Annotated in this window: 13 protein-coding genes; 5 read left to right on the forward strand and 8 right to left on the reverse strand. The window is 44.3% G+C overall.

Annotation, left to right across the window (positions count from 1 at the left end):
• Positions 1–59 precede the first annotated feature (59 nt).
• Both pflB and TW81_RS01960 read right to left on the reverse strand, forming a co-directional pair.
• Positions 60–2336, reverse strand: coding sequence for a formate C-acetyltransferase (gene pflB / locus TW81_RS01955; RefSeq protein WP_045954050.1), 2277 nt, complete (start codon positions 2334–2336; stop codon positions 60–62).
• 322 nt (positions 2337–2658) lie between these two features.
• A complete protein-coding gene (locus TW81_RS01960) occupies positions 2659–4206 on the reverse strand; it encodes a DUF3360 family protein (RefSeq protein WP_045954051.1) in 1548 nt (515 codons plus the stop codon).
• A 666-nt stretch (positions 4207–4872) separates the two neighbouring features.
• On the opposite strand from TW81_RS01960, the gene TW81_RS01965 reads away from it, so the two are divergent.
• The 4 genes from TW81_RS01965 to TW81_RS01980 all read left to right on the forward strand — a co-directional run bounded on the left by TW81_RS01965 (position 4873) and on the right by TW81_RS01980 (position 7991).
• Entirely contained in the window at positions 4873–5643 is a 771-nt protein-coding gene (locus TW81_RS01965) for an ABC transporter ATP-binding protein (RefSeq protein ID WP_045954052.1), read from the forward strand.
• A 67-nt stretch (positions 5644–5710) separates the two neighbouring features.
• Complete coding sequence (locus TW81_RS01970) at positions 5711–6481, forward strand: ABC transporter substrate-binding protein (RefSeq protein ID WP_045954053.1); 771 nt, start codon at positions 5711–5713, stop codon at positions 6479–6481.
• 88 nt (positions 6482–6569) lie between these two features.
• Positions 6570–7310, forward strand: coding sequence for an ABC transporter permease (locus TW81_RS01975; RefSeq protein WP_045954054.1), 741 nt, complete (start codon positions 6570–6572; stop codon positions 7308–7310).
• Positions 7311–7313: 3 nt separating this feature from the next.
• Positions 7314–7991 carry an ABC transporter permease gene (locus TW81_RS01980; protein WP_045954055.1) on the forward strand — a complete coding sequence of 226 codons (678 nt, stop codon included), beginning with the start codon at positions 7314–7316 and terminating at the stop codon, positions 7989–7991.
• A gap of 57 nt (positions 7992–8048) precedes the next feature.
• Here the strand turns inward: TW81_RS01980 and TW81_RS01985 are convergent, their stop codons facing one another.
• Both TW81_RS01985 and TW81_RS01990 read right to left on the reverse strand, forming a co-directional pair.
• Positions 8049–9731, reverse strand: coding sequence for an aspartate:alanine antiporter (locus tag TW81_RS01985; protein WP_045954056.1), 1683 nt, complete (start codon positions 9729–9731; stop codon positions 8049–8051).
• Between the two features lie 176 nt (positions 9732–9907).
• Positions 9908–10174 (reverse strand): GrxA family glutaredoxin, encoded by a 267-nt coding sequence (locus TW81_RS01990; protein ID WP_045954057.1) that lies wholly within the window; start codon positions 10172–10174, stop codon positions 9908–9910.
• Positions 10175–10438: 264 nt separating this feature from the next.
• On the opposite strand from TW81_RS01990, the gene TW81_RS01995 reads away from it, so the two are divergent.
• A complete protein-coding gene (locus TW81_RS01995) occupies positions 10439–11683 on the forward strand; it encodes an iron-containing alcohol dehydrogenase (RefSeq protein ID WP_045954058.1) in 1245 nt (414 codons plus the stop codon).
• 43 nt (positions 11684–11726) lie between these two features.
• On the opposite strand, the gene TW81_RS02000 is transcribed toward TW81_RS01995, so the two are convergent.
• The 4 genes from TW81_RS02000 to TW81_RS02015 all read right to left on the reverse strand — a co-directional run bounded on the left by TW81_RS02000 (position 11727) and on the right by TW81_RS02015 (position 16208).
• A complete protein-coding gene (locus TW81_RS02000) occupies positions 11727–12581 on the reverse strand; it encodes a MurR/RpiR family transcriptional regulator (RefSeq protein ID WP_045954059.1) in 855 nt (284 codons plus the stop codon).
• A gap of 288 nt (positions 12582–12869) precedes the next feature.
• Positions 12870–14522 carry a pyridoxal-dependent aspartate 1-decarboxylase PanP gene (panP, locus tag TW81_RS02005; protein ID WP_045954060.1) on the reverse strand — a complete coding sequence of 551 codons (1653 nt, stop codon included), beginning with the start codon at positions 14520–14522 and terminating at the stop codon, positions 12870–12872.
• A 143-nt stretch (positions 14523–14665) separates the two neighbouring features.
• Positions 14666–15178, reverse strand: coding sequence for a hypothetical protein (locus tag TW81_RS02010; RefSeq protein ID WP_045954061.1), 513 nt, complete (start codon positions 15176–15178; stop codon positions 14666–14668).
• 124 nt (positions 15179–15302) lie between these two features.
• Positions 15303–16208 (reverse strand): LysO family transporter, encoded by a 906-nt coding sequence (locus TW81_RS02015; RefSeq protein WP_045954062.1) that lies wholly within the window; start codon positions 16206–16208, stop codon positions 15303–15305.

Genomic DNA, 16208 nt, shown 5'->3' on the forward strand with positions numbered 1-16208 from the left:
TAACTGATCGGCATTACGCATAAGCGAGGCTTTTTCATTTAATCATTCACCGTATCAGATTATAGAGATTCAGTGAATGTACGTGCGATTACGTCAGCTTGTTGCTCTGCAGTTAGAGAGTTGAAGCGTACCGCGTAACCAGAAACGCGGATTGTTAGCTGAGGGTATTTCTCAGGGTGCTTAACAGCATCTTCTAGCGTGTCACGGTTAAGAACGTTCACGTTTAGGTGTTGACCACCTTCGATGCCTGCTTCGTGGTGGAAGTAACCATCCATTAGACCAGCAAGGTTAGCACGTTGAGAATCTTCTTCCTTACCCAGCGCGTTAGGTACGATAGAGAAGGTGTAAGAGATACCATCTTTGGCGTGTGCAAACGGTAGTTTACCTACTGATGTTAGAGATGCTACTGCACCTTTCTCATCGCGGCCGTGCATTGGGTTTGCACCCGGCGCAAATGGAGCACCTGCGCGACGACCATCTGGCGTGTTACCTGTCTTCTTACCGTACACGACGTTAGATGTGATAGTAAGGATAGACTGAGTAGGAACAGCGTCACGGTAAGTCTTAAGCTTACGGATCTTGTTCATGAACACTTCTACTAGATCACAAGCGATGTCATCTACGCGTGAATCGTTGTTACCGAATTTAGGGTAGTCGCCTTCGATCTCGAAGTCGATTGCTACGCCATCTTCATCGCGGATTGGTTTAACTTTCGCGTGCTTGATGGCAGATAGTGAGTCTGCGGCGATAGATAGACCTGCTATGCCACAAGCCATTGTGCGGTAAACGTCGCGATCGTGTAGTGCCATTAGTGCAGACTCGTAGCTGTACTTGTCGTGCATGAAGTGGATGCTGTTTAGTGCAGCAACGTACTGCTTAGCTAGCCAATCCATGAAGTGGTCTAGGCTGTTCCACACTTCATCGAAATCTAGTACTTCTGAAGTGATCTTAGGCATTACAGGACCAACTTGCATTTTCAGCTTCTCATCAACACCACCGTTGATTGCGTAAAGCATAGTTTTCGCAAGGTTAGCGCGAGCACCGAAGAACTGCATTTGCTTACCAACAACCATTGGAGATACACAACATGCGATTGCGTAGTCGTCTGAATCCATGTCTGGGCGCATTAGGTCGTCGTTTTCGTACTGGATTGAAGAGGTATCGATAGATACTTTCGCACAGAACTTCTTGAAGCCGTCAGGGAGCTGCTCAGACCATAGCACAGTGATGTTTGGCTCTGGAGAAGGACCCATAGTGTATAGAGAGTTTAGGAAACGGAAGTTAGTACGCGTTACTAGCGTACGACCGTCAAGACCCATACCACCCATAGATTCTGTTGCCCAGATTGGGTCACCAGAGAATAGGTCATCGTACTCAGGAGTACGTAGGAAACGAACCATACGTAGTTTCATTACGAAGTGGTCAATCATTTCCTGAGCTTGTTCTTCAGTGATCTTACCAGCGGCGATATCACGCTCGATGAAGATATCTAGGAAAGTAGAAGTACGGCCTAGAGACATTGCCGCGCCGTTTTGAGATTTAACCGCTGCTAGGTAACCGAAGTAAGTCCACTGGATAGCTTCTTGTGCAGTTTCAGCAGGACGAGAAATATCACAGCCGTATTTTTCAGCCATCACTTTCATTTGGCCAAGTGCGCGGTGCTGTTCAGCGATCTCTTCGCGAAGCTGCATAGTCATTTGAAGATCTTCGCCGTTCTCGAACTTGTCTTGAAGAGAAGCAAATTGAGCTAGCTTGTCTTTGATTAGGAAGTCGATACCGTATAGAGCGACACGGCGGTAGTCACCGATGATACGACCACGACCGTATGCATCTGGAAGACCAGTTAGAACACCAGATTTACGACATTTAAGAATGTCTGGAGTGTAGATATCGAAAACACCCGCGTTGTGTGTTTTGCGGTATTCAGTGAAGATTTTCGAAATTTGAGGGTCTAGTTCACGACCGTAAACTTTACAAGAACCTTCAACCATGCGGATACCACCGTTAGGGATGATCGCGCGCTTTAGTGGTGCGTCAGTTTGTAGACCAACGATAGTTTCTAGATCTTTTTCGATGTAACCTGCGTCGTGTGCAGTAATGGTAGAGATAAGGTCAGTATCAAAATCAACAGGTGCGTGAGTCGAGTTCTCAATCTTGATGCCTTCCATTACCTTAGCCCAAAGCTTGTTAGTAGCTTCAGTACCTTCAGAAACTAGGAAAGACTCGTCGCCTTCATATGGTGCGTAGTTCTTCTGAATAAAGTCGCGAACGTTAACTTCGTTCTGCCAATCACCTTCAGCAAAACCTTCCCAAGCTTTAGCAAATTGCTCTGCCATGACATACCTACCTTTTTAGTAGAAAAAACACGTACCTTTCTGAACCATTGAGCGAGTCAGAAGCCAATATATGGGCGGTACACTCTTATGAATAACAATATGTATAGTCTTTCTTTTCGATAATCGAAAGTGAGAATAAACGATAAATATTGCCACTCTGTGTAGATGAATTTTTTAACTTGAAACTAAGGTTATACTAAAATTTTTTTGCAAACCTTAAACTAAATCAATAAATTTCCTGTTAGATAAAATTTTATGAAAAATTGTTTGATTTTAAAAAAAAGTTGAGAGCCGTGATGGCTCTCAACTTGAGATATGTCAATTACAGTAGTGCTGGAATGCCGAATTGATCTTCTAGCATGCCGACTGCAAGCATAGCGACAAGACAGATAACGAGTACACCGACTGGAATGATGATCTTATCTACAAACGATAGACGAGCTGCACGCTCTTTATCACCAATCAGACCGTTGTTGTCTAAAAGCATAGTCAATGCCCAAGCCAGCACAGGGTTTACCACAGCAGAACCAAAGATACAGATACCCGCAGCTTGGGAGTCTTTCGAATCTTTAATCATTTGCATACCTGCTTCCAACAGAGGAAGAGATACACCAACAAGTAGAGCGACACGCATCACTGGAGGCCAAACCGCGATGTCCATTGGGAAGCCAAGGATTGCGACTATGATACATAGAGAACCAAGTAGAATCGCACCGGCTGGAATTGGACGTTTAGCAATAGCGGCAGGAATCATGTAAGTCCCCCAAGATGACGTGATGTTACCACCACCAACTGCAGTACCCACCATTTGACGTACTGAACACATGGTCATAGTGTCATCAACATCCATAAGAACTTTTTCTGTCTTTTTCGGATAGTTCAGCTCTTGGAAGATGCGATGACCTAAGAAGTCAGGAGACCACATTGCTACCGCTAGGATTGCGAACGGTAAAGAAGCAATGAAGTGCTCTAGGTTTGGTAAACCTAGCATCCAACCTTGCTCTGTACTGCCCCACCAGTAAACAGGGTTTAAGTTAGGCAGGCCCGTTTCTGTTACAAATTTAATATCGAAACCTGCACCTAACACTAACGCAATAGCAAGACCCGTAAATGAACAAACAGGGATAGCTAGCCAACGCTTGTTCACCTTGGCTAAGAACGCATACAGAACAATCGTCACTGCAAGAACAATCAACCCAACGTAGCCCATACTGCCAGCCGCTACTGCGTCAGACTGAAGCCCAACAGCCCACGACTGAATCGAGTTGATTTGACTCATAGTCCCGGTCAAGCCTAAGAAAATAAGTAGACCACCCGCGGTACCCTCGGAGGTTAGGTTGACCAGCTTGGAACCACCTTTGAGGAAGCTCAGCAATAAGCCAAATACACCAATGAGAATAGCCAATGCAAGAGGGTGCGCACCCGCAAGAGCGATGGTGCCGATAAGAGGGATCATTGGGCCGTGGTTGCCTGCCAAGTTAGCTTTGGGGTTAATAAAGCCAGAAGCAAGAACACAGAACAGTAATGCTGGGATTAACATTTCAACACGAGCGACTTCGATAGCGAAATCTTTGCCAAGGTTAACGTGATCCCATGCAGCCGTCAGGCCTTCAGCCCAAGACATCATTACTGCAGAATACATTGCGATAATACCAATCGTACCAGCGAGTGCCGGGACTAGGTCTTCAAGCTCAAAACGGAAATCGCGAACAGGAAGGTTCAAACCGAAGCGACGTGGCTTCATAATTTGCAATTCGTGATCTAGATAGTCTGAACGGCTTTCAAATTCAGAAGCTGGACGATGCAACTCTTGATAGCTCTTGTTTTCGATATCCGAATCAGAGTGCGGTTTATTGACTGCGTCTGACATAGATTCCTCATATTCTAAAAAGTTAATAATTCTTGAAAGAGAGAACCGATTATTGTTTTGTGACGGTCGCTCCATTTGCCCGGAGTCGTGTCCTCTTTTTGCGTCTAGGCTTTCCTCATTGTGGCGCACCTTTTATGCGCTAAAGCATAGAGGATTAAAGACAAAAAGTACGACTGTTGAGGCTTTTATCTTTGAGGCGAGTTTAACGTGCTAACCCTTAGGAGTGATTGATTTAGATCACTTTATGAAAGGTTATGAAAGAAAACTACACAACAATGCGCTCTATCGATCGTTGGTGAGTAAATCATTGAAATTTAGTTTCATAATGCGAGTTTTCTTAGCAAGTAAGAAGATAGGAATCGCGATCAATATCAAATTCGAAAGTGTTTGTTGAGATAGATCTTGTTTTTATAAAAATGTTAATTACAGGTTTTGGTTTGATGTCTGGCTGAATAAATGTTTTATGCGAGTTCTTAAGCTTATATGACTATTAAATGCATTATTAGTCATATAAATTGGTTATATATTGTTGATTTTCAGGTTAATAATTTGTTGCATGTTGGGCGGTGGGGTGCTAGTTTGTATCGGAATACGGGTGGAACCCAGCAGTCAACCAAACGTGATGCATAAAGCGTTGGTGATAATAAATACAGGGAGCAAAAGCGCATGAAAGATGTACCAGCGCTGGACATAAAAGAACTGCACAAAACATTTGGACAAAATGAAGTTTTAAAGGGCATCTCACTAGAAGCCCACAAAGGGGACGTAATTTCAATTATCGGATCGTCAGGGTCCGGTAAGAGTACCTTTCTTAGATGCATAAACCTTCTTGAAACACCGACCGAAGGCGAAATTTGGGTCAACGGTGAGTTGATTCAAATGAAAAACAACCGCCAAGGTGAAGCCGTGCCTGCCAATGAAAGGCAAGTTCAACGCATTCGTTCTCGCCTCGCGATGGTATTCCAAGGATTCAATCTTTGGTCTCATATGACAGTTTTAGAAAATGTCATTGAAGCGCCAATTCACGTTCTAGGCGTTCCTAAAGCACAAGCGATTGAAAATGCAGAGATGCTGTTGAAGAAAGTCGGTTTGTACGAACGCAAAGATTATTATCCAGGCCACTTGTCTGGTGGTCAGCAACAACGAGCGGCTATTGCGCGAGCTCTTGCGGTTGATCCTGAAGTTATGCTATTTGACGAACCTACCTCGGCTCTTGACCCAGAGTTGGTTGGTGAGGTTTTAGGCGTAATGCGTGATTTGGCTGAAGAAGGCCGAACCATGTTGGTGGTAACTCACGAGATGGCCTTTGCGCGCGACGTATCAAACCACGTCATGTTCTTACATCAAGGTTTAGTAGAAGAGCAGGGCGACCCTGCCAAATTATTTACTAACCCAGACTCAGAGCGTCTTAAGCAGTTTATTTCTTCGATTTACTAGTCGCCGCAATGCGGCCAACACAACAATTAAGTTAAAAATAAAAAATCTCAATCACAGGAGTATGGAAATGAAAAAGTGGTTATTAGCAGCAACACTAGCAGCAACAGCTGTTACTGGCGTAGCGCAAGCGAAAGAATGGAAAACGGTTCGCTTCGGTATTGAAGGTGCATACCCTCCATTTAGCTGGACAGAGGCCGATGGTTCGCTGAAAGGTTTTGACGTTGATATGGCAAATGCACTCTGTGCTGAAATGCAGGTTGAATGTAAGGTCGTTCCTCAAGACTGGGACGGCATCATTCCATCTCTGCTAGCACGCAAATACGATGCAATCATCGCGGCAATGTCTATTACTGAAGAGCGTAAGAAGAAAGTTGACTTCACTGGCAAATATGCACTTATCCCGAACAAGTTTATTGCTAAGAAAGGCGCAGGTCTGGATTTCGACAACCTAGTTGGTAAGAAAATCGCTGTACAGCGTGCAACAACTCACGACAAATACCTAACAGATAACTACGGCGACAAAGTTGAAATCGTTCGCTACGGTTCTTTCGACGAAGCTTACCTAGATCTATCTAACGGCCGTGTTGCAGCTGTACTAGGTGATGCATCTGCACTTGAAGAAGGCGTTCTAAACAAAGAGGGTGGTGAGGATTATGAATTCGTAGGTCCATCACTAACGGATCCAAAATGGTTTGGTGAAGGTTTTGGTATTGCTGTTCGCAAACAAGACAAAGACCTAACTAAGAAGCTAGATGCAGCTATCATGTCTCTACGTGAGAAAGGTGTATACCAAGACATCGCTGCTAAATACTTCAACTACGACGTTTACGGTCAGTAATCGTTACTAAGCGATCGTTGGTTCTTGTTCCTAGGAGTAGTAGCCAACGGTCGAATTTTATAAAAGTTTAGGGATCAGGAACTTACCTATGCTAGATCTACAGGGATATGAAGCCTCTATTTTGAAAGGGGCCGTAGTGACCATTGAAGTCGCGCTGTTATCGCTTTTTGTTGCGATGATTCTAGGCATGTTAGGTGCACTAGCTAAAATGGCCCCATATCGCTGGGCTAGAGCTATCGCGACACTTTATACCACTGTTATCCGTGGTATTCCCGACTTAGTCCTCATGATGCTTATTTTCTTTGGTGGGCAAATTCTTCTCAACAACAGTTTGTATTCCGTCAATGAATCACTCAATGAGTGGTTTGCCTCAAGCAACCCGAATCATGAATGGACCGCATATTTACCCGATTACATCGATGTCAGCCCATTTATTGCAGGTGTTTTGACGATTGGATTTATCTTTGGTGCCTATATGGCCGAGACCTTCCGTGGTGCAATCATGGCGGTTGATAAAGGTGAATTGGAAGCGGCTAAAGCTTACGGTATGAGCTCTGTTCTGGCGTTTCGCCGTATTCTGTTGCCACAGATGATTCGTCATGCATTGCCAGGCTTTGGTAATAACTGGTTGGTATTACTTAAAACAACGGCGCTGGTATCAATTATTGGTCTGGAAGATATGGTACGCATGAGCTCGCTTGCCGCAGGTTCAACCAAAATGCCATTTACTTTCTATATGGCTGTCGCCATCATCTTTTTATTCTTTACCAGTGTTTCGACAGGATTCCTGAAAATGGTAGAGCGCAAATTTAGTATTCATGCGAGGTAAAGAATGGATTTTTCACTGATTCTAGAAAGCTTGCCTATTTATCTTGATGGTTTGTGGACTACCGCTTGGTTAGTTGGCCTAGCACTAATTATTGGTTTGTGTGTGGCAGTACCTCTAGGCGTTGCGCGTAATAGCCATAACTATTTTATAAGTGGGCCAAGCTGGGCATTTATCTACTTTTTCCGAGGTACGCCTTTACTGGTTCAGCTTTACCTTATTTATTACGGTATGGACCAGTTCTTCCCCGTTAAAGATACCTTATGGGAGAACGCTTGGTTTTGTGCATTAGTTGCATTCGTCCTCAACACCTCGGCTTATACAGCAGAAATCATTCGAGGTGCGATCAACGGACTGCCCAAAGGTGAAGTGGAAGCGGCAAAAGCGTATGGCATGGGAACCTTCATGACCTACCGTCGTATCATTTTGCCAAGTGCACTACGCCGCGCACTTCCAGCATACAGTAACGAAGTCATCTTCATGCTACATGGGAGTGCGGTTGCGGGTATTGTTACTATTGTCGACTTGACAGGTGCGGCACGTTTGGTCAACTCGCGTTACTATGCTCCATTTGAATCATTCCTGACGGCTGGTCTGTTCTACATGGCGCTAACGTTCATTATTCTGGCTTGTTTTAAAACGGCCGAGAAACGTTTCCTTGCTTACTTGAGACCACTCAGCTAACCACTTACCAAGTAAAAAGGCTTCCCGAGGGAAGCCTTTTTTGTTTGGTTAACTAAATTAACTGAGGATGATGAGTATCGTACCGGCTAAGGTCATCAATATATTCGCAATAGCGTAAGTACCAGCGTAGCCTAGGGCTGGAATGGTGGACTTAGCATAGTCATTAACAATATCCATCGCTGGAGCACAGGTTCTTGCACCAATAATTGCACCAAATAGCAGCGCTCGGTTCATCTTGAGTAAGTAGGCGCCAACTAAGTAAGCGATAACGACAGGGACTACACTGATAACAAAGGCAAGGCCTATCACTTGTAGACCGACTTGTGCGACGTGATCGAACATCTTACCGCCTGCGCTAAGCCCAATTCCGACCATAAAAAACATTAAACCGAGATCTTTAACCATGTTGAGAGCGCCCTGAGGAACATAACCGAAGGTTGGGTGGTTCGCACGTAAGAATCCCAGTGTTATTCCTGACAATAACAACCCCACCGCATTACCAAGGCCAAACGAAACTTGACCAAACGTCATGGTTATCAGCCCGAAAAGTACGCCTAAAATAAAGAAGCTACAAAAGGCAAGCAAGTCAGCCATTTGGCTATGAATCGATATAAAACCGATTTTCTGTGCTAAGCCGTGGACGCGACTTTTTTCCCCACTAACCTGAAGAATATCGCCTTTGGCAAGAACAATATCTAAATCCATTGGCATTTCAATTTGTGCGCGGACAACTCGGTTCAAAAAACAGCCATATTCAGATAAGTGGAGATCCGACAGACGTTTACCAGCAATAGAATCACTTTTTACGACGATTTCTTCTTCTACAACACGTAGGTCGAGCAAGTTACGGTCAAAGACTTCCTTACCATTTCTAAAACTTGGATCGAGACGGGCGTGGCTATCGGGGAAACCAACTAGGGCAATTTCATCCCCTTGCTGCAATATTGCGTCACCATCCGGGTGGGCGATGATACCGTTACGGCGAATCCGTTCGATATAACAGCCTGTCTGGCGATAAATACCCAACTCACGTAGGTTTCTACCATCAATCCAATCGATCAGTTCTTGGCCTACGCGGTAGGCGCGGATGATCGGCAAATAGACTTTACGTTGTCCTGAGCTGCCCAGTCCGCGTTCCTGTGCAATTTGCTCTGCGGAATCTGACAGGTTTTGTTTTTGTAGCTTAGGCAGTAACTTGGCGAACATAATCATGCTAATCAAACCGATCAAATAAGCCATGGCGTACCCAACTGACAAGTTTTCGATCACTTGACTAAAATCCATATCTCGCGGTGTCGTTGCAAGCCCTGAATTTAATGCGTCTTGAGCCCCAACTAAGACAGGTGTCGATGTCAGTGCTCCTGCCATCATCCCCGCAGATAGCCCAAAGTCTAAGCCCATGTGGTGACTTGCAAAATAGGTAATAGATAGGGCAGTAGTAAGTACGACCATACTCAAGATGAAATAGTGCTTACCATCGCGGAAGAAAATACCAAAAAAGTTCGGCCCAGCTTCGATGCCAACACAGTAGATAAAAAGCATGAAACCAATAGTTAAAGCTTCAGCGTTAAAGGTGAACCCTAGATGTCCCATGACCAAGGCGGTGATCAATACGCCAATAGAGTTACCAAGCTGGAAGTTGCCAAAGCGAATTTTGCCAATACCTAGGCCAATCGCAAGTACAACGAAAATAAGAAGGATTGGGTTCTGTTCGAGCAAGAGTACGACGTCAATGTTCACGGGCAATTCTTGTATTGGTGCCAGAGGGTAGGTTAAGTGTGCGAATTGTATCTGAATATTGCAAAAAGATAAGTGAAAATTTTTATAATTTACGATTAGTTGACTTAGACAAAAACTGCCGCGTTACAAAAAAGCCGCTTGAAAAACAAGCGGCTTTTGAAAATGTATTTTACTTTTTACGCGTCAAACAAACCTAGGTGTTCTTTCGCATACGCTTCGAAGTCATCACAACCACCTATGTGCTCTTGGTCAACGAAGATCTGAGGTACAGTTTCAACTGGTTTACCTACTGTTTTCTCAAGGTCAGCCTTAGAAATACCTTCAGCATGGATGTCGACGTAACGGTAGTTGAAATCGTCGCGTTTCGCTTTTAGTGTTTCAGCGTGCTCTTTTGCACGAACACAGTAAGGACAAGCTGGGCGACCAAAGATAACTACGAACATATTCTCTTTCTCCTGTAATTTGTTAAGTGCAACTATGCCTCAATCGATAGAGGAAATAAAGCGTCATTTGTCTCTTGGTCCGATAGGTAAAAGCTATCGGACAAAAAATACGCTGAACTAAAAACGTGGTCTGTAAACAACGTGTGATTGATCGATAAAACCATAAAATATTAGTGGTTTTAATAAGCAAGTTGCACTTGGTCATGTTTATTTTTTTCCAATCAGTGCAAGCTAACAGATGGTTGTTTCGAGGAGTAGGTAAGTATGTTTCAGTTCATGACTTCGACCCGAATTGTGTTTGGCGAAGGGGCATTGCAGTCATCGTTATCAATCTTAAATCAGTTTGGTTATAGCGTCCTTCTGGTAACTGGTCGAAGCAAGATTCGGGCAACACCAATACTCAACTATCTACAGCAGCAAAACATGCGTTACCAGCAAGTGGCAGTGAGCGGCGAACCAAACATAACTATGATTGAGGAAGCGGCGGCCGTGGCTCGTAAATTTAAACCAGAGGTGGTGGTTGCTATCGGTGGCGGTAGCGTTTTAGATATGGGCAAGGCGCTTGCTGCCATCATTCCTAACCAAGGGGATGTATACGACTATGTTGAAGTCGTCGGGCGCAATGTACCGCTCAAAGCTAAGCCTATTCCTTTCATAGCCATTCCCACAACGGCGAGCACTGGAGCCGAAGTGACTCGTAATGCCGTTCTACGTTCTGGACAAGATCAAGTCAAAGTGAGTTTAAGAAGCCCAGAGATGCTAGCGGATGTTGCGATTGTCGATCCGAGTTTAACTTATGGAACCGATACACTGACTTCTGGTAGAGGTGCTATGGACGCTTTTACTCACTTGCTCGAGGCTTATGTGTGTGGCGACCCGAACCCGCTCACTGACATGATTTGTGAGGAAGGGTTCAGGCGTTTGTCTGACTCAATCTTACTTGCTTGTTTAAATGATGACTATCAGGCGAGATCCGATCTCTCGTTTGCAGCTATGCTCGGTGGTATGGCGATAACCAATGCCAAGTTAGGCGCAGCACATGGCCTTGCCTCGGCGTTGGGAGGAAAACTGGATGCTCCGCACAGCATCATTACCGCAAGGCTAATCCCCCATGTGATGAAGGAGAATATTGATGCGGCGCATAAGGTTTCAAGAGACGATATATTGAGCCGCTATGCAAAAGTTGCCCAAATCTTAACTGGTCGCGTTAATGCCTGCCGCGAGGATTCGATTCTGTGGGTGAACATGATGCTAGATAAGTTAGTCTTGCCTAAACTCGATCAATACGGTGTTTGTGCGACGTCATTTGATGAGGTTGCGCAAGATGCATTGAAGTCTGTGGCGATAAAGGGTAATCCTCTTCCGCTAACAAAGGAACGCCTGATTTATATTTTGCAGCAAGTTTGTGTTTGCCAGCAAGGTTGTCCAGCTGAAATCGCCAGGCACAAGGATAAAGAATCAAACCATACTCTTGTCGTACAAGAGAATAAGTCACCTGCGGAGCTGTAAGGCCATTGTAATAATAAAGCGGAGCCTTGGGCTCCGCTTCTTATTACAACTGAGAAAGTTTGTCGTAGCGAGAATCTTTCAACGCGTCTTTGACTCGTTTAAGGTTCTCTCTAAAGCCGGTTCCACGGCGAAGTGTGAAGCCAGTAGCTAGTACATCAATCACTGTCATCTGAACAACTCGGCTCGCCATTGGCATATAGACATCGGTGTCTTCTGGAACATCAAGCGAAATTGACAAAGAACTGGCTTTATCTAATGGTGAATCTTTGGCTGTAATCGCAATGACTGTCGCACCATTTTCACGCGCTAGATTGGCAATCTCAACCTGGCTTTTAGTCCGACCTGTGTGAGAGATCAAAACGATCACGTCATTGTCGCTACAGTTAATGCAACTCATACGCTGCATAACGATATCTTCAAAGCAGGTAATCGGAATATTAAACCGGATAAATTTGTTCTGCGCATCTTTAGCGACGGCAGAGGAAGCGCCCAAACCAAAGAAAGAAATACGCTTTGCCTGAGTTAAAAGATCAACAGCGCGATTAACCTGCATTGGATCTAAGCTATTCTTCGCCACATCTAGACAGGCCATTGTAGATTCGAAAATCTTATGCGTATAGGATTCTGGGCCATCGTCTTCTTCGACATTTCGATTAACGTAAGGCGTACCATTTGCAAGACTTTGCGCAAGATGAAGTTTAAAGTCAGGAAATCCTTTGGTATCCAAACGGCGACAGAAGCGGTTAACTGTGGGCTCACTTACATCGGCCATTTTAGCCAGAGTAGCAATACTAGAATGAATAGCCGTCTGAGGAGATGCCATAATCACTTCAGCAACCTTACGTTCAGATTTGCTAAAGTTTTCTAGATTTTTTTGAATTTTTTCTAATGTGTTCATAGTGTTCACGAGGGTATAGAGAACAACTCACTGGATATACCCGAGTAATAGTGATGGGGTAAAAAATGTAACCCCAAGAGGGTAAGTGCAATCCAGCGCCATGCTGCCAGTATAAACCTAAGCCAGAGAATTCCCGTAACTTTTCTGTTAGGTAATTGGCTAATATATGACAAGCCTCAAACAAAATTTGGCTAAACTACAGAATTCGCAATTTACCTGCTGTAAATTTCGTCTTTTCAGCTTATGTTGATAGGCAAATTACACATTTTGAGAAAGAAAATTTCAGTTTTAATTGCTTTTAGCGATCACATGTTGAGCCAACTTTTCAATCTTGGCAATCAGATTAGGCGCTTGCTTAACGATCTCTCGTTGTTCTTCTAGTACCGTACTTAAAATATCTCGGCTGGTCAACGGGTTAGCTAACACAACGCGGAACACTATCGTGTTTAGGTAGCCCCAACGTGATGGATTTAAACGCGTTCGTGATACGAACGATTTGCCTGTTTCACGCTGACGTTTTTGAACAAACTTTGTCAGTTCATTTAATAGTTCATTTAATTCTTCAGTCTCTTTACCTTGGGACTTTTCAAGTGCTTCGCGAATATGCTCAGGCAAATAACGGTAAGTTAACAGGCACAGCTCAGGGTCTGATACAAGTTCAAAATCAGGTTGTTGTTCAATATGATCAGCAAAATACTTCGCTTTTTCGATGCTTTGATCAATGAGCAGCTCATAACCAGGACGGCTAATAATATGCATCGCAGCATAAACCAGCATTGCCATGCCTGAACGCGAGCCTTCTAGGGTATGGCTACCAAGATCTTTCGATCCCTTACGCAATATGTATTGAGCATGGTGCTCAATCGATTTCATCGCATCCGGACGCTTAAACAGAACCATGCCAGCACCCATAGGGATGTAAAGCTGCTTGTGCGCATCAATGGTGACCGAGTCAGCCAGTTCGATACCATCAAGCAAGTGGCGATAGTTATTTGACATAAGAGTCGCGCCACCCCAAGCGGCATCGACATGGAAATGACATGCTTCGCTTTGGCAGATTTGCGCAATCTCTTTTAATGGATCAATGTTGCCTGTTTCAGTGGTGCCCGCTACACCAATCACAGCGAAAGGTTTGATATTTTGTGCTTTGAGCTGCGTAATTTTTTCAGCAAGCGCTTGTGGACAAATACGGTTGCGATTATCGGTTTTGACCGCAACCAAACCTTCTTGACCGATACCGAGGACGTCTGCTGCCTTTTTCAACGAGTAGTGGCCACGCTCTGACACTAATACTGCCAGTCCTTCGTAGCCATAATGTTTCATCGCTTTAAAAAGGCCTTCTTTTTCCACCCCTTTAAAGTCGCCATCAGCTTTGAGTGCATTATTACGAGCCACCCAGAGCGCGGTAATATTAGCAATTGTACCTCCCGAGCAAAACGCACCTAAGGAGTGATTTGCACTGTGCATCCATTGGTTATAAAACGGGTCGTCTTGGGCGTAGATGAGGCGATGTAGCATACCAAGAACTTGACGTTCCAATGGCGTGAAAGCTTTGGATGTTTCGATCTTTACCAGATTTTGATTGAGAGCAATCATGATCTTTGACAGCGGCATCAAGAAGTAGGGCAGCGCTGAAGTCATGTGACCAATAAAGCTTGGTGCAGAGGTATGTACCGAGTGCGAAACTAAGGTATCAAGTAGATGTTGGGTATGATCCGATACAAATTGAGGCTGCTCTGGAATTGAAGCATTGGAGAAGTCTTTCTCGATATCGCGCAGAGGTTTTTCTTCCGCAACAATATGCTCTCGCAAAAACTGGTTCAAGTTGCGTGATAGCTTTTCTTCAATTGTGGTTAGCGTCGAGTCTGGCCCTTCAGGTATGGTGAAGATTCGCAGTAAACTCTCGAAACTCACATCAGCCGTTTTATGTTCAGATATCATACAGCTACATTGCTCTAATCGTTTTTGTTGCAGCGGGACAATCTAAACGAAAACGGGAACAATGTCCCGTCTTAATTATCGAATCTTAGATTTTACCGAGCAGAAGGTGGCTTAAAGGCCAATGCCCATACCGAGAAAAAGGACTATTTACAGTTAATCGCTTCAAGCTCTTTGATTGAAGAGTTGTAACGTTTCAGAGCTGCGTCGATTTTGGTTGGATGGCTGAGCAAATCTGCAAATGCGGAGCGTAGCTCGTAGTTTTTCTCATGTGGCTTAGCTTGACGATCGCCGAAAGTGACCTTAGCAAGCTGACCAAGCTCATCACTGCGCGATGCGAGCACTTTGATATCTTTTTGCTCGAGCTGTAACCAAGCTTCAACTGGCTGATTGGTTGCGACTTTCGCTGAATCTTGCTCAAGGTAGTAATGAACCGCGGCACGGTTGAGCTCAAAATGATTTTTGCGCCCTTCTAGAAACCACTCACTCACCTCAGTCAATTCTGGATATTGTTCTGATGTTAGCTTGGACAAGTCTTCATACCAATGCAGAGACGCATCAATATAAGCGTCGTATTTATCAGACAGACATGCATTGTCAGCAGCGGTCGCCATGGCTGAGGTTGTGGCAAGCAGCATCATGATGATAGTGCGTTTCATAGTAAATCCTTTGAAGAATATTATTAATTTTATATTTCTAATTTAGCTTTAGCTTTAGCTTTAGCTAAAGCAAATGGGCTTTCAAGCGCATAATATAGAGGGTTTTTGCTCAAATTCCTGCGATCTAGCCTGCAAGAGAGACAAAGAACAGCATTAGCACAGGAACCAACAAGCTCAAAATAAATCCACTAACAATCGCAATGGGCACACATCGGACTCCTCCCGTAGTTTGTATTACAGGTAGTGTAAAATCCATCGCAGTCGCGCCTGCATAACCAATTGACGTACAAGGCTTAGTACGAATAAATAGCGGAATGAGTACCAGTGATATCAGCTCACGCAGCAGTTCAATCATAAACGAGGCACCACCATAGACGGGCCCAAAGGCATCGCCCATCAAAATCCCAGCCAATGAATACCAGCCGAAACCAGAAGCCATTGCCAGTCCGTGGAAAATGTCGATATCTAGGATCAACGCGGAAACGAGACCACCAAATAAAGAGGTTGCAATGATGACTATGGCAATCACCATGCCATGTTTGTTGAGCAATATCTGACGAAGCGTAAGACCGCTGTTGCGCAGTTGGATACCGATGAAAAACAACAGTAAAAACAGAATCCATTCACTGGCTGTATCGACCCAACTTAAGTCAATTGGAATTAAAAGCCCTGCAATCAGACCACCTCCAACAACTAAAATAAGCTTCGCCGATTCCATCACCATCTCTGATAGGGGGAGCTTACTATTGTTGGCGTCGGTTTTAATCGGTAACCATCGATCGATGAAAGGCAGCACCGCTAAATTTGACAGACTAAGGCATACAAAAAAAACAGCCGTTGTTTTTAAAATCAGTTGAAGGTTCTCGCCTAAGTTATCCAGCGCGGCCAAACTTAACCCCATCAACGCCAAAATTACGTAGATCAAATTTGATGTGGTTGAGTTGATGGTACCGAGTAGAGATTTTTTTGAAATAGAAATGAAATACCCCACGACAAGTGGGGCAAAGATAAATAACATCCCTGAAAACAT

Origin of the sequence: Vibrio galatheae (assembly GCF_000967545.1) — a bacterium.
In the GTDB taxonomy this organism is placed as follows: domain Bacteria; phylum Pseudomonadota; class Gammaproteobacteria; order Enterobacterales; family Vibrionaceae; genus Vibrio; species Vibrio galatheae.